The sequence below is a fragment of the Streptomyces sp. 1114.5 genome (assembly GCF_003635085.1).
GTDB lineage: Bacteria > Actinomycetota > Actinomycetes > Streptomycetales > Streptomycetaceae > Kitasatospora.
Genome location: NZ_RBXE01000001.1, coordinates 3887951 through 3909593 on the forward strand (window position 1 = coordinate 3887951; position 21643 = coordinate 3909593).

Annotated in this window: 13 protein-coding genes and 5 pseudogenes; 6 read left to right on the forward strand and 12 right to left on the reverse strand. The window is 72.5% G+C overall.

All coding sequences use genetic code 11. The features are described 5' to 3' along the window. Positions 1–132 precede the first annotated feature (132 nt). Together BX285_RS17490 and BX285_RS17495 are read left to right on the forward strand one after the other, a co-directional pair. A complete protein-coding gene (locus BX285_RS17490; RefSeq protein ID WP_097238836.1) occupies positions 133–1776 on the forward strand; it encodes an AMP-binding protein in 1644 nt (547 codons plus the stop codon). Continuing rightward, the gene (locus BX285_RS17495) at positions 1773–3029 is read left to right on the forward strand and encodes an APC family permease (RefSeq protein WP_218893120.1); all 1257 of its coding nucleotides are present in this window, start codon (positions 1773–1775) and stop codon (positions 3027–3029) included. Before BX285_RS17490 ends, BX285_RS17495 begins: the two co-directional genes overlap by 4 nt. A gap of 66 nt (positions 3030–3095) precedes the next feature. Here BX285_RS17495 and BX285_RS17500 read toward each other — a convergent pair whose 3' ends face one another. Then, complete coding sequence (locus BX285_RS17500) at positions 3096–3497, reverse strand: YccF domain-containing protein (RefSeq protein ID WP_097238838.1); 402 nt, start codon at positions 3495–3497, stop codon at positions 3096–3098. 400 nt (positions 3498–3897) lie between these two features. On the opposite strand from BX285_RS17500, the gene BX285_RS17505 reads away from it, so the two are divergent. Further along, on the forward strand, positions 3898–4644 hold the full coding sequence (locus BX285_RS17505; protein WP_097238839.1) for a hypothetical protein: 747 nt from the start codon (positions 3898–3900) through the stop codon (positions 4642–4644). Positions 4645–5074: 430 nt separating this feature from the next. On the opposite strand, the gene BX285_RS37340 is transcribed toward BX285_RS17505, so the two are convergent. From BX285_RS37340 to BX285_RS17530, 5 genes are all read right to left on the reverse strand, one after another. After that, positions 5075–6322: an ATP-grasp domain-containing protein gene (locus BX285_RS37340; RefSeq protein WP_179852935.1), complete on the reverse strand. Its 1248-nt coding sequence runs from the start codon at positions 6320–6322 to the stop codon at positions 5075–5077. An 11-nt stretch (positions 6323–6333) separates the two neighbouring features. Next, a complete protein-coding gene (locus tag BX285_RS37345) occupies positions 6334–7512 on the reverse strand; it encodes a hypothetical protein (protein ID WP_183107088.1) in 1179 nt (392 codons plus the stop codon). Between the two features lie 121 nt (positions 7513–7633). Next, the gene (locus BX285_RS17520; RefSeq protein WP_121175620.1) at positions 7634–8473 is read right to left on the reverse strand and encodes an oxidoreductase; all 840 of its coding nucleotides are present in this window, start codon (positions 8471–8473) and stop codon (positions 7634–7636) included. Between the two features lie 252 nt (positions 8474–8725). After that, positions 8726–12415, reverse strand: a complete 3690-nt coding sequence (locus tag BX285_RS17525; RefSeq protein WP_121175621.1) for an endonuclease/exonuclease/phosphatase family protein — start codon at positions 12413–12415, stop codon at positions 8726–8728. Between the two features lie 132 nt (positions 12416–12547). Next, positions 12548–12997 carry a peptidase inhibitor family I36 protein gene (locus BX285_RS17530; RefSeq protein ID WP_183107089.1) on the reverse strand — a complete coding sequence of 150 codons (450 nt, stop codon included), beginning with the start codon at positions 12995–12997 and terminating at the stop codon, positions 12548–12550. Between the two features lie 471 nt (positions 12998–13468). Here BX285_RS17530 and BX285_RS17535 point away from each other — a divergent pair, with 471 nt between their 5' ends. Beyond that, positions 13469–16192, forward strand: a complete 2724-nt coding sequence (locus BX285_RS17535) for a LuxR family transcriptional regulator (protein ID WP_121175623.1) — start codon at positions 13469–13471, stop codon at positions 16190–16192. Between the two features lie 44 nt (positions 16193–16236). Here BX285_RS17535 and BX285_RS39485 read toward each other — a convergent pair. Further along, a pseudogene (locus tag BX285_RS39485) lies at positions 16237–16406 on the reverse strand (response regulator transcription factor); the annotation flags it as partial. A 389-nt stretch (positions 16407–16795) separates the two neighbouring features. On the opposite strand from BX285_RS39485, the pseudogene BX285_RS17545 reads away from it, so the two are divergent. Beyond that, positions 16796–17017, forward strand: a pseudogene (locus BX285_RS17545) (MBL fold metallo-hydrolase); the annotation flags it as partial. A gap of 60 nt (positions 17018–17077) precedes the next feature. Here the strand turns inward: BX285_RS17545 and BX285_RS38435 are convergent. The 3 genes and pseudogenes from BX285_RS38435 to BX285_RS38440 all read right to left on the reverse strand — a co-directional run. Beyond that, positions 17078–18547, reverse strand: a complete 1470-nt coding sequence (locus tag BX285_RS38435; RefSeq protein ID WP_259470559.1) for a serine/threonine-protein kinase — start codon at positions 18545–18547, stop codon at positions 17078–17080. A 66-nt stretch (positions 18548–18613) separates the two neighbouring features. Then, a pseudogene (locus BX285_RS37355) lies at positions 18614–18878 on the reverse strand (VOC family protein); the annotation flags it as partial. A 99-nt stretch (positions 18879–18977) separates the two neighbouring features. Beyond that, positions 18978–19094 (reverse strand): annotated as a pseudogene (locus tag BX285_RS38440) (N-acetyltransferase); the annotation flags it as partial. Positions 19095–19118: 24 nt separating this feature from the next. On the opposite strand from BX285_RS38440, the pseudogene BX285_RS38445 reads away from it, so the two are divergent. Continuing rightward, a pseudogene (locus BX285_RS38445) lies at positions 19119–19254 on the forward strand (GNAT family N-acetyltransferase); the annotation flags it as partial. A 15-nt stretch (positions 19255–19269) separates the two neighbouring features. Here the strand turns inward: BX285_RS38445 and BX285_RS17570 are convergent. Further along, positions 19270–20535 carry an FAD-dependent monooxygenase gene (locus tag BX285_RS17570; protein WP_121175624.1) on the reverse strand — a complete coding sequence of 422 codons (1266 nt, stop codon included), beginning with the start codon at positions 20533–20535 and terminating at the stop codon, positions 19270–19272. Positions 20536–21030: 495 nt separating this feature from the next. Further along, positions 21031–21639: a hypothetical protein gene (locus tag BX285_RS17575; protein ID WP_121175625.1), complete on the reverse strand. Its 609-nt coding sequence runs from the start codon at positions 21637–21639 to the stop codon at positions 21031–21033. Positions 21640–21643 lie beyond the last annotated feature (4 nt).

The window sequence follows — 21643 nt, forward strand, 5'->3', positions numbered from 1 at the left end:
CGTCGGAGACGACGGGCGGCCCCGGTGTCGTGCTCGTGCCTGGCCCCGGTACCCCCGTTCGGGGGTGGCGGTACGGCCGCGGGACCGGGACCATGGTCCCCGACCCGCACCGCCGTACCCAGGAGTCAGAACGTGCCGACCACGCCGACCCCGCGCAGCTACGCCTCCGGCGCCTCCGGCGTCCCGCTGCTCGGTGACACCATCGGGGAGAACCTGGACCGCGCGGTCCGCACCTTCCCCGACCGTGACGCCCTGGTCGACCGTCCCACCGCCCGCCGCTGGACGTACGCCGAGCTCGCCGCCGACGTCGACGCCCTGGCCCTGGGCCTGCTGGAGCTCGGCATCGCCAAGGGCGACCGGGTCGGCATCTGGGCGCCGAACTGCGCCGAGTGGACCCTCACCCAGTACGCCACCGCCAAGCTCGGCGCGATCCTGGTCACCGTCAACCCGGCCTACCGCGCCCACGAGCTGGAGTACGTGCTGAACCAGGCCGGGATCCGGCTGCTGGTCGCCGCGGAACGCTTCAAGACCTCCGACTACGCCGCGATGATCGAGGAAGTCCGGCCGCGCTGCCCAGAGTTGGAGCGCGTCCTGCTCACCGGCAGCCCCGCCTGGGAGGAGGCGCTGGCGGCCGGCCGTCGTGCCGACCAGGCGCTGCGCGCGGAATTCGCCCGGCGCCAGGGCGAGTTGGCGCCCGACGACCCGATCAACATCCAGTACACCTCGGGGACCACCGGTTTCCCCAAGGGCGCGACCCTGTCGCACCACAACATCCTCAACAACGGGTACTTCGTCGGCGAGCTGCTCAACTACACCGAGCAGGACCGGATCTGCATCCCGGTGCCGTTCTACCACTGCTTCGGCATGGTGATGGGCAATCTCGCCGCCACCTCCCACGGCGCCTGCGCGGTCATCCCCGCCCCGTCCTTCGACCCCGGTGCCACCCTGGCCGCCGTCGCCGCCGAACGCTGCACCTCGCTGTACGGCGTGCCGACCATGTTCATCGCCGAACTCGCCGACCCCGACTTCGAGCGCCACGACCTCGGCAGCCTGCGCACCGGCATCATGGCCGGTTCGCCCTGCCCGAGCGAGGTGATGAAGGAGGTCATCGAGCGGATGGGCATGGCCGAGGTCTCCATCTGCTACGGCATGACCGAGACCTCGCCGGTCTCCACCCAGACCCGGGTGGACGACCCGGTCGAGCGCCGGGTCTCCACCGTCGGCCGGGTCGGCCCGCACCTGGAGGTCAAGGTCGTCGACCCGGCCACCGGCCGCACCGTGCCGCGCGGCGAACCGGGCGAGCTGTGCACCCGCGGCTACTCCGTGATGCTCGGGTACTGGAACGACCCCGAGCGCACCGCCGAAGCCGTGGACAACGCCCGCTGGATGCACACCGGGGACCTCGCGGTGATGGACGAGGACGGGTACCTCGCCGTCACGGGCCGGATCAAGGACATGGTCATCCGCGGCGGGGAGAACCTCTACCCGCGCGAGATCGAGGAGTTCCTGCACGCCCACCCGGACATCCTCGACGTCCAGGTCATCGGCGTCCCCGACGCCAAGTACGGGGAGGAGCTGATGGCCTGGGTGCGGATGCGGGCGGGCGCCGCGCCACTGACCGCCGAGGCCGTCCGGGAGTACTGCGCGGGCCGGCTCGCCCACTTCAAGATCCCGCGTTACGTGCACGTGGTCGAGGAGTTCCCGATGACGGTCACCGGGAAGATCCGCAAGGTCGAGATGCGCGAGGCGGCGCTGCGGATCCTGGGGCTGCAGTGACGAGTACGGCTCCGGGGGAGCTGCGGCGGCACCTGGGCGTGTTCGACGCCGTGGTGATCGGGCTGGGCTCGATGGTCGGTGCGGGCGTGTTCGCCGCGATGGCGCCGGCGGCGGCCGCCGCCGGGTCCGGGCTGCTGCCAGGGCTGGCGCTGGCCGGCGTGGTGGCGTACTGCAACGCGACCTCCTCCGCCCGGCTCGCCGCCCGCTACCCGCAGTCCGGCGGCACCTACGTCTACGGCCGGGAACGGCTCGGCGCCTTCTGGGGCTACCTCGCCGGGTGGGGCTTCGTCGTCGGCAAGACCGCCTCCTGCGCGGCGATGGCGCTCACCGTCGGCTCCTACCTCTGGCCGGCTCAGGCCCACGCCGTCGCGGTCGCCGCCGTCGTGGCGCTGACGGCGGTGAACTACGCCGGCGTACAGAAGGCCGCCTGGCTGACCAGGGCGATCGTCGCCGTCGTGCTGGCCGTGCTCGCCGCCGTGGTCGTCACCTGTCTGACCAGCGGCGACGCCGACACCGGCCGCTGGGCGGTCGGCACCGACGCCGGCCCGCACGGCGTGCTGCAGGCCGCCGGGCTGCTGTTCTTCGCCTTCGCCGGCTACGCCCGGATCGCCACCCTCGGCGAGGAGGTCCGCGACCCGCGGCGGACGATCCCCCGGGCGATCCCGCTCGCGCTCGGCATCGCCCTGGTCGTCTACACGGCCGTCGCGCTCGCCGCCCTGGCCGTCCTCGGCCCCGAACGCCTCGCCCACGCCGGGGCTCCGCTCGCCGACGCCGTCCGGGCCGCCGGGGCGGCCGGCCTCGTCCCGGTGGTGCGCGCCGGTGCCGCGGTGGCCGCCCTCGGCTCGCTGCTCGCGCTGATCCTGGGCGTCTCCCGGACCACCCTCGCGATGGCCCGCGACCGGCACCTGCCGCACTCGCTCGCCGCCGTCCACCCCCGCTTCGGCGTCCCGCACCGCGCCGAACTGGCCGTCGGCGCGGTGGTCGCCGCGGTCGCGGCCGTCGGTGACGTGCGCGGCGCGATCGGCTTCTCCTCCTTCGGCGTGCTCGCCTACTACGCGGTCGCCAACGCCTCCGCCTGGACCCTCACCCGCGCCGAGGGGCGCCCGCCGCGGGCCGTCCCCATCGTCGGTACGGCCGGCTGCCTGGCCCTCGCGTTCGCCCTTCCGGCGACCTCCGTCCTGTGGGGCGCCACGGTGCTCGCCCTCGGCGCCGCCGCGTACGGCCTCCGCCGGGCCCTCGCCCGCCGGGACTGAGCGCACGAACGCCGACGGCCGGCGAGGACCCCGCCCTCGCCGGCCATCGTTGCTCGCGGCGGCCGGCTAGAAGGTGCCCCATTCCTTGTCGGTGGAGACGATCTCGCGGCCCAGCGGTGTGAGGGAGACCGGGATCATCTTGAGGTTGGCCCAGCCGAAGGGGATCCCGATGATCGACAGGAACAGCGGAACGCTGGTGATCAGGTGCGCGAGCGCCAGCCACCAGCCGGCGAAGACCAGCCAGATCACGTTGCCGACGCAGGACGCCGCCCCGGCGTCCGGCCGCTCCACCGCTGCTCGTCCGAACGGCCAGAGGATGAAGCCGGCGATCCGAAACGAAGCAATGCCGAATGGGATGGTGATGATGAGCAGACAGCAGATGATTCCGGCGACCGCGTAGGCAAGAGCCATCCAAATGCCGCAGAAAATCAACCAGATGACATTCAGGATGAATTTCACTGTACTCATTCTTGCTACCTTCTCACGGCCGATGGCATTTGATGACGACCGTGCCATGCCCGCCAGCCGGCGTGTCTACGCCCTTAGGGGTTGTTCCTCAGGGATCGGTGCGGGTTGCGGCCTCGGGCAGGGACTCCTGCGGCTTCAGCGCCCGTGAAGGAGGGCCAGGTGCGCACGGGCAACCCCGCGCGCCGCAAGCACGAACCATCAAGAACATCGTCAGCGGCTGCTCGAACTCGACCCCGCCCTGGTACTGCGCCCGGACGGGGCGCAGGGAGGGGGCACTGCCGAATGACCCGACCGGAACCTCCCCCGTGCGGGCACGCCCGGCCGGCGGCCGGTTACGTCCGGTCGCCTCCCGCCGCGCCCGTCCGCGCCGGCCGGACCCGCCGCGCCCTAGGCTGGGGCCATGATCGAGCTCCCCGGCTTCGCCGTCCTGCTGGCCCGTCTGCTGGACCACCGGGGCCTGGCGCCCGCCGACCTGGCCCGGCGGGCGGAGGCCGCCGAGCCCGAGGTGGCTGCGGTCCTCGCCGGCGCCGCGCCCGGACCCGCGCTGCTGCGCCGGCTCGCGCCCGCCCTCGGCCTGGACGCCGCCGACCTCTTCGAGTTCGCCGCCCTCCCGCTGCCGGAGGACCTCGCCCCGGCCGGTGGCATGGCCACCACCTCGATCACCGGTTTGGTGCGGCTCGTCCTCGCGCTGCCGCCCGCGTCCCGGGCCGAACTCCGCGCCGGCGTCGCCGAGCTGCCGTCCGCACGGCACCGCGGGCGGATCGAGGGCCTGCCCGCCGCCCTCCCGGACCGGCACACGCCGGGGAACCTGCTGATGCGGATGGTCGCCAACCGCAACCTCGGCTGGAACGGCGCGGCGAAGGTCGTCCAGCTACTGACCGGCCGTTCCCGGATGGCCACCGCCTACGGCCGGATCGCGTCCGGCGAGGCCGAGTTGACCCCGGAGCTGGTCGCCGACCTCGCCACCGTGCTGGCCCTGCCCGCGGCGGACCTCGCCGCGGTCCTCGGCCTCCCGCTGCCGGCGGCCGCCCCGGCGCCGGGCGAGGCCGTCACCGACGCCGCCCTGCTGCTCCGGGACCTCCGGCGGCTGGGCGTCGAGCAGTTGCGCGAGGCCGAGGACCTCGCCCGGGCCCTGCCGCCGGCCTGAGCCCCCCGCATCGCGGGTCTCGGTGCCCGACCGTCCCGCGCCGCACTCCCATCGACCGGCCGCGTAGCAGCCGGACGGGGATGCCCACCGCCGCTCCCGCCACCAGCGCGGCGGTCTGCGGCGACCGGTGCAGCGCGGCAGGTCGGGTGCAAGTGCCCTGCAACCGGGCTCCGAAGACTGGGTGTCATGACGTCGAGCAACTCCTCCGATGCCACCGTCCACCTGCACCCGCGATATGGCGATGATCCACCAGGTGTTCCGCCGCGAGTCGCGCCTGCTGGCCGAACTCGTCCGTCCCTGACGCACCGTGCTGCGTGCCTGCCTGTGCAACTACCGCCGCGGTCGACCGCAGCGGCGTGCTGTCCGGCCGCGCGGAGAACGGGCCTTCGAGCCGGCCGTCGGGGTGATGGCGATCTGGACGGCGAACCTGTCAGTCGGCCGCCGGGGCGATCTCGTACATCCCGGGGCCGTCCAGGTAGCGCACCGTGTTGAGGTCGCGCTGCAGGACGGCGTCCACCGGGTGGCTGAGCGTCAGGGTAGCCGGGTATTCGCGATCGTAGGTTGTCGCGGTGATCGCGTCGTCGGGCTTCACCAGCACGGTGAGGGAGCGGAAGCTCGCCAGCTGCTTGAGCTGGTCCAGCGCGCGGTAGCCCCGGAGCCGGCCCGAAGCGGGAGCGACCAGCGCCGCCCAGGCGAACGCGTGCCGCCGCTGGTAGGGCCGGCCCGCCCGGGCGCGGAACCGCTCGGGCCGGACGTAGGCGTCGACGGTCCACTCCAGCTGGCCCTCGCCCAGGACGTCGGCCGTGTAGTACGGCAGCCCCGAAACGCGGGCGCCCACCTCGACCAGCCGTGGGCCGTCCGGAGTCAGCTTGATCTCCAGGTGCGCCGCGCCGTACCGGATGCCGAGGGCGTCCAGCACCCGGCGGCCGTAGCCGAAGAGCTCGCCGACCGGCTGTTCGTCGGAGCGCAGCAGCACCTGCGCGGTCACCAGGTCACGCACCCCGTTGGCCTGGATCCGCTCGGTGCGCCAGGCGTCGGTCAGCTGGTGCACACCCGCGCAACTGACCGTGTTCACGATGTACTCGGCGCCCACCAGGTACTCCTGGGCGACGACCTCGGTGATCGGCTCGCCCAGCACCGTACGGCGGCTGCGCAGCCTGCGCAGCGCGGCGACCGAGTCCTGCGGCAGGTCGCAGAACGACACGCCGGCACCCCAGTAGCCGCGCAGGGGCTTGACGACCACGGTCCCGCCCGCTTTCTCGTGCCAGGCCAGTAGTTCGGCTTCGTCGCCGGTGCGCAGCTGCCGCATGCCGGGGACGCCCTGCGCCTTGATCGTTTCGATCTGCACGTACTTGTCGCGTCGGGCGCTGCTCAGGGCCGTGCCGTTGGAGGCCAGCCCCAGCCGCTCGGAGAGGGCGTCGGCGAGCTCCACGCCGGTCTCGCGACCGGCCACGACCGCGGCCGGCCCCAGCGCGGCCAGCCGCGCGGCCAGGACGTCCAACTCGCCGTCGTGGAGCAGCACATGTGCGAAGGCCCGGTTGTCCACCGGATCGACTCCGACCGGAGGAGCGGGCGAGCTCCGGACCTGGATCACCTCGCCGCCCACCGAGGCGAACGCGCCGGTGAACCCGAAGGACGTGCCGAACGCGTCGACGACCGCGACACGGAATGCTGACATCGGTTGCCTGCCTACTGGTTGGCCGGAGTGGAGCCGGGGCGGGCGAGATCGGCGCGAAGCGCGAGGAGCCGGTACACCGCATTGGTGAGCACGTTCCGGACACTGAACCCCGACGTGCCGGGGTCCCGGCCGTCCAGGATGTCGTGTTCGCCGCCCTGCTCGCGGATGTCGCGACGGGTCAGCCCGGTCCGCTCCCGGAACGCCTCGGGGAGCGCGTGCCGGGTGACGCCCAGGTGCGCCATCCGGAAGTCCACGAACTTGTCGATCACCCTGACCAACCGGTCGCGGCCCGCGGGGTCGAGCACCAGCCGTCCGTCCCGCAGCCGCTGGGACACGTTCGCCCCGCGGATGGAGTCCCCCCGCCACCGCGCGATGACGGGCCGGGACCATGAGGGGAAGTAGGACATCGACTGGTCCAGGAAGATGCCGTACTCCTTCGACGGCGGCAGCAGGGCCAGTTCGAGGAGGTGGACACTGGGCATGAACGCACCGCTCGCGCCGCGCGGGCCGCCGGGATGGCCCATGTGGTAGGGGCGGAACCGGTTGAAGGCCTGCTGCGACAGCTTGCGGTACCTGGCCATGTGCCGCGTGAACTCCGCAAGGTACTCGACGACGTCGTCCAGGACCGCGGCCGGTCGGGCGGCGGCCGCCGGCAGGACCAGCGAGCGCAGGCCGTAGGCGGCCGATTTGGCCCATGGTTCGGAGAGGTGGTGGCCGAGGTAGAAGTCCCGTTCGAGAGCGGCGTCCCGGCCTGCGGAGAACACCCGGATGTCCCCGCTGCGCCGGTATTCCTCGCAGTTGACGTCGATCAGGAGTTCATAGCTCAGATGGGGATCCAGGGCGGGGAACCTGGCGCACTGGGCGGATATCAGCTCGGCCAGGGCGCGGGGCGCGGCGTGCGGCCCTGCGGGCGCGTAGCCGCTGAGCAGGAAGAGCAGATCGAGCTGGAGGAGCCGCGCGTTCCGCTCGTCGTCCTCGGAGAGGCACTGCGGAGTGACCTTCCGGAGCATCTGCTCGTGCGAGTCGGTGAGTTGATCATATGTCAGGCGCCCTGCCGAGAGGTCGCTGAGGGCGGCGGGAAGGCTGCACAGGACGTAGTCGCGCAGCGGTGAGCCCGAGCGACCGGTGGCGGGAGAGGTGTGCTGCCGGGGGTGGTGTGCGACACCGTCGAAAAGTTGGCTGCTGTTCACGTCTGCTCCTGGTCGGCCGCCGCGACGGCCTGTGACGGTACTGGGGTCGGTGTTGCCCGGAGGCCCGGCTGTCTGCCGGGGCCCGTACCGGCGGCGCCGAGGCCGTGCGGGCACCGGTAGCTCACTGCCCCGCCGGGAAGTCGGCGGCGGCGCTCGCCTCGGCCCACTTCCGCGTCTCCTCCGCGCGCGCCTCACCGGCGGCCAGGGCGACGGTCACGGCCTGGGCGCCGAGCAGTAGCCGGCGCGGCGGGTCGTCGTGGCCGACGACGTCGATGATCACCTGGGCGGCGCGGGCCGGGTCGCCGGGCTGCGTGCCGGTGTTCTCCCGCCGGTACCGGTTCATGGCGCCGACGGTCTCCTCGTAGTCGGGCCCCACCGGGTGCAGCTCCATGGACGAGCCCTGCCAGTCCGTTCGGAAGGCTCCGGGCTCGACGATGACCACCTTCACCCCGAACGGGGCGACCTCGCCGGCCAGTACCTCGGAGAAGCCCTCGACGGCGAATTTCGCGCTCTGGTAGGCGCCCATGCCCGGGGTGCCTCCGACCCGGCCGCCCAGAGACGAGAACTGCACGAACACTCCCGACCGCTGCTCGCGCAGCACCGGCAGCGCGGCCCGGGTGACGTTGACGACCCCGAAGAAGTTCGCCTCGAACTGCTCGCGGAAGTCCTGGTCCGTCATCTCCTCGATCGGGCCGCTGTTGGCGTATCCGGCGTTGTTCACCACCACGTCCAGCCGCCCGAACGCCGTGACCGCGCTGTCCACCGCGGCACGGGCCGCAGCCGCGTCGGTCACATCCAAGGCCGCGGTGCGGACCTGCGCCCCGTAGCGGGAGACCTGGTCCGCCAGCTGCTCCGGTCGCCGAGCCGTCGCCAGGACCTGCTCTCCGCTCTCCAGAACCGCTTCGGTCAGGCGCCGCCCGAAGCCCCGGGACGCGCCGGTGATCAACCACGTGCGAGTCATGTCAAGCCCCTTCTGTCTGTGGTGAGACCATCGGTCATCACTGTCCCGTGCGGTGAATCCGTCGCACATCCGTCATATGACGCTGAGTCCGCGATGCCGGCCAGGTCGAGCGTGACTGAATCCGTGCAGCTCAGCCGACCGCGGTGTTCATATGACTGCAGCCGGCGGGGCGGACGCTCGGGGCCGGCCGCGGAGAGCGGCCGGAGGTGGGGAGATGCTGTGGCGCCCGGGGGAGGCCGGGCGCCACGGGGGTCAGCCGGTAACCGGCAGGAAGCTCCAGTGGAGCTTGGGTGCGGTGGACGCGGGGCTGCTGATCGTCGCCACGTCGGAGGACGCGCTCCGGGTGAGGTTCAGCTGCTCCACGGGGGTGGTGCGGTTGGTCAGGAGGGTCCCGTTCGAGCCGTCGGGTGTCGCGCACCACAGGTAGCCGTCGTCGTTGGGGCGGAAGCCGCCCATGGTGACGGCGCTGCCGTCCAGCGGCTGCCCCGGATGGGCCGCCGTCGAGTTGACGTACTGCCCCTGGTTGACCAGGTAGAAGCAGGCGTCCGAGCCGATCCGACCCGCGGAGACCGTACCGAACCGCTGGTTGCCGTTGTGCCCGTTCGGGGCGAAGAACAGCGGGTGGGGCGGGGTCTCCAGATCGTCCACCGTGAGCGCCGAGGGCTGGGACCCGTTGTCCCCCGAGACGATCTCGTTGAGGCCCGCGGCCTCGCGGGGGTCCTGGAGGAACCAGCGCTGGGCGGCCGAGCCGTCGTAGTCGCGGCCGGCCAGCGCCTGGCCGCTGCCGACGTCGGTGAGGAACTGCCGGGTGACGTAGTTCTGCAGGGTCCAGGTGCCGTCGAGCTGGTCGACCGGCGCCCAGAGCTGGTCCAGTGCCGCGTTCGGCCACAGCACCGTCCGCGCGTTTCGGGCGCCGCCCTCCTGCCCCAGGTAGCGGCCGCTGAAGGGAACGTTCGCGTGGAACAGGCGGTAGTAGCCGGGGTACTCGGGGTCGGGCGTCAGGTTGAACACCTGCGACGGGAGGTTCGCCTGGTCGATCGGCTGATCGGCGACCACGTGGCTGGTGCCGGAGGGGCCGGCCACGTTGGTGGTGGCGGCGCTGCGCACCACGACCTGGGCGGGCACGGCCTGCGCGGCCTGCTGCTGCGCCGGCGCCTGCTGGTCGGGGAGGTTGGCGAGGGTGAAGACGACGGGGTAGTGATCCGACGTGGTCAGGTTGACCCGCACGGCTCCGGTGACGCTGGGCTGCGCCTGGACCGCGGGAACGACCGCGTAGTCGATGGTCGAGGACGGCGCCGTGCTGGTGACCAGCGGCGTCGGGCGCGTGGGCAGTTGCTGGGAGTGGATGGTGAAGTCCGGGGCGATCGCGGCCTGCAGGCTGTCCACGGCGCGGTTGTAGTCGCCCATCGCGATCCAGGGCAGGTCGGTGCCCCTCAACTGCTCCCGGATGTTGTGCAGGAGCTGGGGGTCGTCGCTGCCGCTGCCCGAGGATCCGTGCACCGAGAAGTAGACGACGCCGCCGACGTTGATGCCGAGCGCGGGCCGGGAGTCCGTGCCGTCGGTGATCCTGCCCTCCCGGGTGGTGTACACGCCGTTGCGGTCGACCCGGGTTCGGCTGAAGACGGCCATGTTCACCCGCCCGACCGTTCCCGGCCTGGGATTGGTGTCCGTGTGCAGCCAGTACAGGAACCCCGTGGGCCGGGCCGCGCTTCCGATCCGGTACTCCTGGACCGGAACGGTGAATCCACCGTTGTCGAACCACTGGGTGTTGGCGGTCGCGATGTCCCCCAGGAACGTGGCGCCGCGGGGCGGAGCGCCGGCCTCCTGCAGGGCGATGACGTCGGCTCCGGCCTGCCCGAAGCCGCGCCCGTACAGCTGTGGCAGGTCGTTGGCGTACTTGTTGCCGTTGGCGTCGGGGGTGTCCGCCCCCTGCATGTTCCAGGTGGCGACCTTGCGCGTGTTGTCGTCGCGCGGTTCGAGTCCGCCGGTGTCCGCCAGGAACAGCGACGGCCGCTTGCCCGTGTCGAGGGGCACGACACCCTTGTTCGTGAAGTCGAGGGTCTCCCGGCCGCCCCAGTCCGGGATCGCCTGGCCGTCCTGGCTCAGCGGCTGGAACCGGTCGGGGGCGCCGGTGGCGGAGCCGAACTGGAAGGCCGTGCCGGACTGCGTGCCGTAGGGCGCGTAGGGCTCGTACGCCCCGCCCGGTGTGGTCTGCTTGACCATCGTGTTGTCGTGGAAGACGTTCTGCGGGCCCGAGGAACCGGACCACTTGACCGCCTTGGGGCCGGCCGCCCACCAGATCGGGTACCAGGTGCCTTCGTCGACCTCGCCGCCCTCGCCACCGCAGTTGGTCTGGCAGCTGCCCGAGCGGTGCTCGTACGGGACCCTCAGGTTGTTCTGCTCGAAGAGGTTGTTGTGTTCCCAGCCGCCGTGCAGGTTCAGGTCCGAGTCGAGGTCGTTGCGGAAGGCGACGTTGCCGCTGGCCGACCACTGGAAGGTGAAGTGGCGCAGGTTGCGGCTGAGGTTGTAGGCGTACAGCGAGTCCCAGACGCGGCTGCCGCGCAGGTAGCCGTTGCCGCCCTTGCCCTTGTTCCAGGCACCGTCGAAGCTGTTGCGCTCGATCTGGAGGTTGCGGGCGTCCTCGGTGACGATCGGGTGCGAGCCGGTCATCTCGGCCTTCAGACCGCGTACCCAGTCGTTGGCGGCCCACTTGAAGACGATGCCGTGCATCGCGTACTCGGGGGCCATGTTGCCGTAGTTGTGCACGGCCTGGTCGGGGGTCAGCTGGTAGGTGCCGCCGCCGAGCTTGGGCAGGCCGTTCATGTCCTGGGTGAAGGCGAAGTCCTCGAAGCCGACGCCCTGGACGACCTTGAGCGGGGTGACCTTGCTGGCGTACGGCTTGTCGCCCAGGGCGGGGGAGCCGTCGGAGGTGGAGTCGACGGGCAGGTCCCACTCCAGCGGGCGGTCCAGAGTGACGGTCTTGGCCGCCGTGTCCAGGGAGTTGACCCGGAACATCTGCTGGCGCATGTGCAGGTTGTCCATCTGGCTGCGGTCGGACACGCCCTGCTGCTCGTAGAACTTGACGCTGTTGGCCGCTCCGACCCAGACGTAGCCGCCCGGGGAGAACTTCTTCATGTCCGCCTTGGCGTCCAGCTGCACGGTGCTCTGGCCCTGGCGGGCCGCGTAGCCGGGGTCGGCGGCCGGGGCGGCGACCTTGATGCCGGAGGCCCAGTGCTGGTTGACGCTGCCCTCGAAGATGTCCTTGCGGTTGGTGGGGGCGGCCGCCCAGTCGTCCTGGTAGCGGTCGGCGATGTCGCGGGTCTGCACCCGGAACAGGCCGCGGCCGGGCCAGATCCAGCCGCCGGTGCCGACGTCGCTGCCGCTGCCGGCCTTCATGCTGTCCTGGTCCCAGCGGCCGTTGACCTGGGTGTCGTAGCGGGTGTTGACGTCCGGCCGGAACACCAGCCGGGTGCCGCCGTCGCCGGATCCCTGCCCGCGCAGGACCAGGTAGTCGGCGTCGACGTAGATCTGCCGGGACACGTCGATCCGCCCGGCCGGCAGGGAGATGAGCGAGAGCCGGTTGAAGTTGGCGTTCGGCGAGCAGTTGGCCTTGACCTCGTCGATGGCCTTCTGCAGCCCGGCGGTGTCGTCGGCGCCGTCGTTCGCCCGCACGCCGTATCGGGCGGCGAGCACGTCCGGGGTGATGCGGCAACCGGGATCGTCGGTCAGGTCACCGTCACTGGGCAGCTGCTGGCCGCCCCGGAAGCCCACACGGGACCAGTCCGGCATCCCGGGGGGCGGCGACGTGCGGTTGGCGAAGCTCAGGTCCGGGCCGTCGGCCCCGGGGCCGGCCGTCACCGTGGTGGCGGGGGCTGCCGCTTCGAGGACGGGCGCAGCCGAGGCGAGCGCGGGGACGGTGAGGGAGAGCAGCAGGCCGGACAACAGCGCGGCCGCTGGTCGAAGACGTTTGATGGGAGTTCCTTCCGTGTCATCGGATGGTTCCGGGGCGGGTGCCGGGGGCAGTGGCGAGCGGGGCGGATCCGTCAGGCACCGCTCTCGGGCCGGACTCTGCTGCTATGGGCACCAGAACTGGAGGGAGGAGATCCGGTCGTTGACGTAGTACTTGGAGCTTCCGGTGCCGTAGTCGGCCGTCGCACCCCAGTGCCACGTCTCGGTGTAGTCCAGGTCGGAGGGGTGGAGCTCGCCGTACGGGTCGTCCATGAACTTGACCGAGCACTGCGAGTTGTTGATCCAGGACGACACCTGGTTGTCGGCGATCTCCCCGTTCAGGAAGTGGACCTGCGTGAGGCGCACGATCGCCGCGTTGCCGCCGGCCGGGGGAGGCGTGACGATCGCCTTCGAACCCGTCCCGCCCTCGTGCTGGTAGAGGCAGAGCGCCCACGCGGGGCAGCCGTCGTAGGGCGGGTTCGCCGCGGACGCCGGAGCCGCCGTGGCGATCAGCGCCGCGCCGGCGAGGGCGGTCGCGACGGCGGAGGACTTCAGCCGGAGGGATGTGCGGGCCATGGTGGAACTCGCTTTCGGGGGTCGGCCTGTAGAACCGATACAGGCTGGGTGACATTGCTTGCGCGCGGCCATCGAGGGGTACGGTCGGGCAGAGGGGGCACGACGCATCGAGCGGAACCGCTGGCCAACCGTGCTTCACCGCCGCGCGTCGGCACATCAGTCATCTGACTGCGAGAGCCGACTGGTTGATCGCGTCGGTTGCACGTCGGGCGGTGAGCCACGGCCGGGGGGTGAGCGGGCCTGGTTCAGGCTTGACGGAGCGGAAGTACCGTCAAATGGCCGATGTCGAACGGTGGTGCGGAACCGACGACGGAGAACGCACGCCCGCCCCGAAGGGACACACCGTGTCCGTACCTCCCGCGCCACCGGCCCGGGGACGGCCGGGGACGACCGGATCCGTGCGGCTCAGCCGGCCCCGCTCTTCGTAGGATGGGTGTAGCTCCTCCGGGAGGAACTCGTACCGGAGGATCCATGGCACAGCGCGCGAAACACCAGCTGCTCGGGCGCGCCCGGGAGTTGGACGTGCTGGCCGGCTTGCTGCGCGAGGTGGGCGACGGGCGCAGCCGGGTGTTGGTGCTGCGGGGTGAGGCCGGCGTCGGCAAGTCGGCGCTGCTCGATCATCTGGCCGGTCAGGCGGGGCCGTGGCAGGTCGTGCGCGCGGCCGGCGTTGAGGCCGAGGCTGAGTTCGCGTACTCGGCTCTGCAACGGCTGTGCGCCCCGCTGTTGTCGCACCTCGACAGGCTGCCGGAGGTGCAGCAGGACGCACTGCGGGTCGCGTTCGGCCTGAGCGCGGGGAACCCTCCCGAGATGCTGCTGGTCGGGATGGCGGTCCTCGGCCTGTTCGCCGAGGCGGCGGCCCGGTCTCCGCTGGTGTGCCTGGTCGACGACGCGCAGTGGCTGGACCTGATGTCCCAGCGGATCCTGGCGTTCGTCGGACGCCGGCTGGACGCGGAATCGGTGGCGTTGGTGTTCGCCGAGCGGATCACGGACGGGAAGGCGGAGGACGAGGGCCTTTCCGGTCTGCTGGACCTTCCTCTGCGCGGGCTGGCCGACGCCGACGCCCGGGCGCTGCTGGACGGCGTGCTGCCGGGGCCGGTCGACGCCCGGGTGCGGGACCGGATCGTGGCCGAGACCGGCGGGAATCCGCTCGCCCTGCTGGAGTTGACCCGGGGCCTGTCGCCGGCGGAGTTGGCGTTCGGCTTCGGCGGGCCCGGCGCCGGCCCGTTGGCGACCCGGCTCGAAGACGGCTTCCGTCGGCGCGTGGACGCGCTGCCGGGCGACACCCGGGCCCTGCTGCTGGTCGCGGCGGTCGAACCGGTCGGCGACGGGTCGCTGTTGTGGCGTGCTCTGCGCCTGCTGGGAGTCGGTCCGGAGGCAGCGGCGGCAGCCGAGGCCGCGGACCTGATCACGCTGGGAGCCTCGGTGCGGTTCCGGCACCCGCTGGTGCGCTCCGCCGTCTGGCGGGGCGCGGAGCCCGCCGAGCTGCGGGAGGCGCACCGCGCCCTGGCCGAGGCCACCGACGCCGAGCGCGACCCCGACCGGCGGGCCTGGCACCGGGCCCATGCCGCGGTCGGGCCGGACGAGCAGGTCGCCACCGCACTGGAGGGCTCCGCCGATCGGGCCCTGGCGCGCGGTGGGCGGGCGGCCGCCGCCTCCTTCCTGGAACGGGCCGCCGCGCTCACCCCCGACCGGAAGGAGCGGGCGCGGCGCGCACTGGCGGCCGCAGCGGCCAACGTCGCCGCCGGCCTGCCGACCCGGGTGCCCGACCTGCTCGCCGCCGCGGAGCTGGGGCCGCTGGACCGGTTGCAGCAGGCCCATGCCGGCCGGCTGCGGGCCAAGGCGTCGTCCATGACCGACTCGGGGAAGGGTGCGGTGCAGCCGTTGCTCGACGCGGCGCGCCAGTTCAGGGACCTCGACCCGGCCGTCGCGCGGGAGACCTGCCTCGCGGCGTTCGACGCGGCCATCTGGGCCTGGCCGCACGACGAAGGCGGAATACGGCGAGCGGCCGAGGTCGCTCGTGGCCTGACACCCGGCGACGAGCCGGCCGGAATCTTCCTCCGTGCCCTGGTCGCATGGACCACGGACGGGCAGGCCGCCGCCTTCCCGCTACTGGCGCGGGCGCTGCGCTCCCTCGCCGACGAGGAGGAGCCGTCCGTCCTGTGGGCGGCCACGAACGCCGCCGCGGAGCTGGGCGATCTCCAGGCATGGCTGGACGTCACCGATCGGGCGGTCCGTTTCGCCCGGACGACGGGCACGCTGTCGGTCCTCTCGACGGCGTTGCCCTACCGGGCGGGCGCGCTGGGCCATGCGGGGCGTCTCTCCGAAGCCGAAGACCTGCTGGCCGAGGCCGCAGCCATGGACACGGCCACCGGAGTGGCGATGCGCACGGCCACGGCGGCCTTGATCGGCGCGTACCGGGGACGGGAGCGAGAGGCCCTGGAACTGCTCGGGGCCATGGAACGGGACGGCGAGCAGCGTGGCCTGGGCCGGCTGATCCGCGTAGCCGCGTGCGAGAGGGCCGTGCTCCACAACGGCCTGGGCAACTATCCGCTCGCCATGGAAGCGGCGCTGCGCGGGGGAGGGCACAAGGACCTCGTGGTGCACTTCTGGACGTGCAGCGAGCTGGTCGAGGCCGCGACCAGGGCCGGCGAGCCGGCCGTGGCGGCCGGGGCGCGCGAGCGGCTCGCCGACTGGAGCCGGGCCGGCACGCCCTGGGCCCTGGGCGCGCATGCGGTCGCCGACGCCCTGACCGGAGCGCCCGAGCGGGCCGAAGACCGCTACCGCGAGGCCATCGACCACTTCGGCCGCGGCGGGCTCGGCGTGTTCGAGACCCGGGCCCGACTGCTGTACGGGGAGTGGCTGCGCCGCCGGAACCGGCGCGCGCAGGCCCGTACCGAGCTGCGGGCGGCGTACGAGGCGGCCGCGCGCATGGGCATGGAGGCGTTCGCCGAGCGGGCCCGGCGTGAGCTGCTCGCCACCGGTGAGACGGTGCGCAAGCGGACCGTCGGCGCGCCGGTCCTGACCCCGCAGGAGGCGCAGATCGCCCGCCTCGCGGCCGCAGGGCACCCGAACGTGGAGATCGGCGCACACCTGTTCCTCAGCCCTCGTACGGTCGAGTGGCACCTGCGCAAGGTCTTCGCCAAGCTGGGGATCTCCTCCCGTCGAGAGATCGACGGCGCCTTGACGGAGCGGTGACCGCCATGCGGTGATCGCCGATGCCCGGCGGGCTCGTGGAACGGCTACGGCAGCACGGTGTGCAACTCCCGCCGTGAGCTGATGCCGAGTTTGGTGAACACCTTGCGCAGGTGCCACTCGACCGTCCGCGCACTGAGGAAGAGCTCGGTCCGATCTCCGCGTTCGAACGGCCGTCCCGTGCGTGCCTGGCGATCCGGCTCTCCTGCTCCGTCAGCTCGACCGTCCGTTGCGCGGCAGGCGGCGACACCGAGACCCCACACTCGGCGAGATGGCGCGGCGGCACCTCGTCACCTGACATCCGATGACAACTGGCTGATGATCCTTCAGCTCCATGTGTCCAGGAAGCATTGAAAGGGCCGCTTCCTCAGCCTCAGGACGTCCAAGCGCGGGCGGCTGTCCGGATGCACCGACCGAGATCCGCTGACTTGAGTCATACGACTGAAGCCCCGGCCACGTCGACCTCTACGACAAGGCCGAGTACATCGACCCCGCTGTCGGCAAACTCACCGCCTACTTCGCTCGCCATCTGGCCGGCGTCACCGACTGACGGTCCAGGCGAGGCCACCGGATCCCTGAGCTCCAGTTCGAGGCGCGTGTTGCGACGCCGCCCCGCAGGCGCGGGTGATCACCACCTTCGTGGGCGCCGGGATCATATCGACGGAGCATCCGCTGCCCATGGACCGGATCCACCTGCTCAACCCGGGTCAGTCCATCGACGTGGGGGACCGGACGCTCACCGCGTTCCGGCCGCCACTGTTCGACAACCCGGCGACCGTCGGGTTCTTCGACGACCGCACCGGGGTCTGCTTCAGTTCCGACTGCTTCGCCGACTGCTGCCGTGCGCGGCTTGCCGAGCGGCCGGCCTGACATGCCCGCGGGCGGCGGTCAGCGCTGGTTGAGCCAGCCGCAGACGAAGTAGTTCTGGTCCGCGTCCCGCTCGACGATCCACTGGTAGTTGACGTCGCCCGCCAGGCGCCCGGTGTTCGGGTCCTGTTGGGTGACCGTCGCCTCGACGCTGAGCTGGTCCGTCCCGACGGGTATGTCGTACGGCTGGAGCTGCCAGCGCGCGACGTAGTAGCCGTTGAGCGCGAACCCGAGCAGCGTCGAGCGCAGCCGGGGGCAGGTCCCGCTGCGCAGGGCCGTCATGTCGTGGTTGGCCAGGCCGTTCATGTACACCTGGAAGACCCGGTCGACGGCCGCACGGTCGAGCGTCGGGACGGCGGGCTTCGGCGTGTAGGTCGGCGTGCGCACCGGGGTCGGGGTCGGCGTCCGAGTCGGCGCGGGCGCGGTGCTGGAGCTGGTGCCGGCACTGCTGGCGGTCGTGGTGGGCGCACTGGTGGCCGCAGTCCTCCCGGCGTCGGATGCCGCTTCCGGCCACAGCTTCCACGTCGCAACGGCGACGGCAGCCGCCAGGACAACTGCGAGGAGCGCGCGGCGGGTTCGCGTGTGCCGTTCCACCGGTGGCGCCAGGCGCATGGTGCCCGGCGTCGGGTGCGAGGCGGCGGGCGGCGCCCAGTCCCGTGGGAGGCGCTTGGTGTCGAGGGCGCGTCCGGAGAGCAGCTCGTGGGCGGCCTCGGCCGTCAGGCGGTCCGCGGGCGCCTTGCGGAGCAGGCCCGTCAGGAGCGGTGCGAGCGCCCCGGCGTGGGCGGCCGGTGTCGGCTCCTCCGTGACGATGGCCAGGAACACGGCCCCGGCGCCCGCACCGGCGAACGGCGGACGGCCCTCCAGGGCGGTGTAGAGCGTCGCGCCCAGGGCCCACAGGTCGGACTCGGCCGTCGCCGGGAGCCCACGGACCTGCTCGGGGGCCATGTAGGCCGGCGTGCCGAGGAGCGCGCCCGAGCGGGTCAGCGTCAGGTCGCCCTCGACGGCGGCGATCCCGAAGTCGGTCAGGACGACGCGCCCGCCCTCCAGCAGCACGTTGGAGGGCTTGATGTCCCGGTGGGTGATGCCCGCCGCATGAGCGGCCCGCAGTGCCTCAAGGACCTGCAGACCGATGCGCGCGACCCGCTCGGGCGGCAGCGAGCCCTCCTCCTGGAGGAGGTCGTCCAGCGAGCGCCCGCGGACCAGTTCCATGACGATCCACGGCAGCCCGTCCTCCCCCGCCACCCGGTCGTGGACGGTGATGACCCCGGGGTGCTTGAGCCTCGCGGCGGCACGGGCCTCGCGGTCCAGCCGCCCGATCCACGACTCCCGCTCGGCGGGCTCCATGCCCTCGGGCAGCCGCAGTTCCTTGACGGCCACCTCCCGGTCCAGTTGCTCGTCGTGGGCCCGCCAGACCGTCCCCATGCCGCCCCGGCCGAGCACGTCGCGCAGCCGGTACCGCCCGGCCAGCAGGCGCCCGAAGTTGTCAGTCACGACACGGAACCTAACGCATCACCGGCGGCCGTCGAACGGAAACGAACGATCAGGGGCCGGAGTCGGTCAGCAGGGAGTGAGGAGGCAGAACTCGTACTCCTGCGGGTCGGCGAGCACGGTCCAGGAGATCGCGGACCGGCCGACACCGGGGTCGGGGGCGCCAAGGGCGCGCAGTCGGGACTCCTCCGCCGCCATGTCGTCACCGCGGCACGGGCGGACGTCGAGGTGAACGCGGCTCCACACGCTCTCGGTGTCCGGCGTGCGGACGAACTCCAGGTAGGGGCCGACCGCCTTGGGCGGAGCGCACGGTGGCGTAGTCGTCGGTGACCTCGCCCCCGCCGCAAACGGCCGCCCCGGCCAGTTGATCGGGGCCGGCCGGTTCTGACTCGCCCTGGCGGCCTGGCGAACGTCCGCCAGGCCGCCAGGCCGGTCAGGAGATGACGGGGCTGCGGCGCTCCACCAACACGACGTCGCGCCAGCGGCCGTTGTGGCGGCCGAGGCGTTCGCGGGTGCCGACCACACCGAAGCCTGCCTTGGCGTGGAGGGCCTCGCGGCCTCCGTGATCGCGCCCTCCAGCCACGTCCACCCCGACGCCCAAGGCCGGGGCGTCGGGGTGGCCCTGCTCCAGGCCCTGCTGGCCTCCACCGACGCCGCCGGGAATCCGGACCGTGCAGTCCGGCATCTTCCCGGAGAACACCGCCAGCCTCGGGGGCGCGGCGGTGTCAGCGGACGTCGGGCCGCGGGACGGTCCAGGAGGGGCGGTCGTTGACGTCGGCGACGGTGGCCAGGGACAGCTCCTTGTATCGTCCGGAGACGGCGGCGGCTCGGTCGGCGGGCAGTGGGCCACCGTGCTCGGCCGCGCGGGCGATGATCTCCTCAGGACCGAGGGCGCGGTTGGCCAGGACCAGCGCGTTCAGGACCGGGCGGCGCAGATCGTCGTACTGCCGCAGGGCGGCCACCGGGTCGGCCTCCCGGGCCAGGCACCAGGCCAGGACCCGGGCGTCGATCACGGACTGCGAGCCGCCGTTCATTCCCATCGGGAGCATCGGGTGGGCGGCGTCCCCGAGCAGGGTGACCCGTCCCGCGCTCCAGGACGGCAGCGGGTCGCGGTCGGCCATCGGGTACGCGAGGACGGGGGAGGTGCGGCCAACCAGGGCCGGTAGGTCGATCCACGGTAGCTGCCACTCGCGCAGGCGGGCCTGGGCCTCGGCCGCGGTGACCGGGCGGGCCTCGGTGGGGGTGGTGGGACGACCGGAGTGCCCCGGCGCCGCTGCGGGCGGCTCGTCGGGTACCTCCAGCACCCAGTTCAGCAGATCCTCGCCGGGCTCGGCGGCCGGGGCGATCGGGTAGGCGACGAACTTCGCGCCGGGCGTGCCGCCCGCCACCACCAGCGAGCGGCCGTCGAGCAGTCGCGGGTGGGGCGCGGTGCCGCGCCACATCAGGACGCCGTGCCGGCGGGCGGCGCTCTCGTGCGGGTGGAGCCGGGCCCGGACCGCGGAGTTGATGCCGTCGGCGCCGACCAGCACCTCGGCCTCCTCCACCACCGTCGCCCCGGTCGGCCGGTCCAGGAAGTGGGCCCGGACGCCGCCCGGCACCGTCTCGAAGTGCTGTAGCCGCCGCCCGGTGCGCACGGCGTCCGGGCCCAGCCGCTCGCGCGCCGCCGCCAGCAGGGTGTGCAGGCGGCCGCGGTGTACGGAGTACTGCGGCCACCGGTAACCGGCCGCCGTACCCAGCGGCTCGTCCCACACGGGTGCGCCGGCCCGGTCGTAGTAGCGCAGCCGCTGCGGCGCGAGGGCGATCGCGGCCAGTTCGTCGGCCAGGCCGAGCTCGGCGAGCTCCCGGACGGCATGCGGCAGCAGGTTGATCCCCACGCCCACCGCCTCGATCGTCCGCGCCGCCTCGCACACCCACGGGCGGAACCCGGCCGCGTGCAGGCTCAGCGCGCAGCTCAGTCCCGCAATCCCGCCCCCGACGACCCCGACCCGCATCAACCCCTCCTCCTTCTCGCACCGCTCCGGTCGACACGGGTGCAGGACGTCCGGCCCATGTGGGGGAGAAACGTATCTGCGCCGCTGCGGCCTGCTGGGGAACAGCCGCCGTAGCCCTTCCTCGCATGCCAGTGACACGTTGTCAGATACTCGTCCATCGAAGGGCCGCCCTGTCGACCTGTGACCCGAACGGGTGAATGCCCCCGGCGCGGCGGAGCCGTGCGCCGACAGCGATCGGTGGATTTGGCGCGGGTATGGCCTGTCGGCCGGCCGCCTTCCTGTCCGACTGGTCCACTACGCATCGTCACCAACGGAAGCGGCATGTCGAAGGATCTCGGGTGAGATGTTCCTGACGGCATCAGGGCCGAACCGTGTCGGACGGTGCCGAGCCGATCCATGCGCGCCGGGCGCTCCCTGACGGGTCCCTCTCCACCTGGCGGGGCCGGTGAGCGGGCGGGCCCGAGCGCAACACGCTCGGGCCCGCCCGGCTACGGCTCAGCCCAGCGTGCAGGCGAGCTCTGCCTTGATCCTGTTTCGGAGGTCCTCCTGGGCATAGCACTGGCCGCTGTAGACGTCCTGGAACTGGGGGCTGATGAGGTGGACGTTCACGATCTCGGTCACGATGTTGACGTTCCCCTGAGCCACGATGGTGTTGTGCGCGACCGCCACCTGTCCCGTCGGAGCCGTCCGGGCGCCGATGACGCCGCCCTCACCGTAGATCAGGTTGGTGATCTTGGTGTAGATGGTCACCTCCTTGCCCTGGATGTTGTTGCCGACGATGGCGACCGACCAGTCCTTGTAGTTGCGCTGCCAGCCGAAGTGGGTCTTCTGATTCAGGGCCTGCACGACGCCGTAACCGAGCACGGATACCCAGCGGTGCGGGAGCAGCGGGCGCCCGGCCGGGTGGTCGCGGGGCTTCGCAGGCTCTCCCGACTGCGCGGCCTCGTACAGGTCCTGGGTCCCCATGCTCAGGCGGTCCGCCGCCGAAACCACCTGGGGTGCGGCGCTGGCAGGCGCGGCGATGGCGCCGGTGACGGCCAGTGCCGCGACCGCGGCGACCGCGGCCGTCTTCCACTTCCCGCCAGGCCGCTGACTGATGGTCATTCTG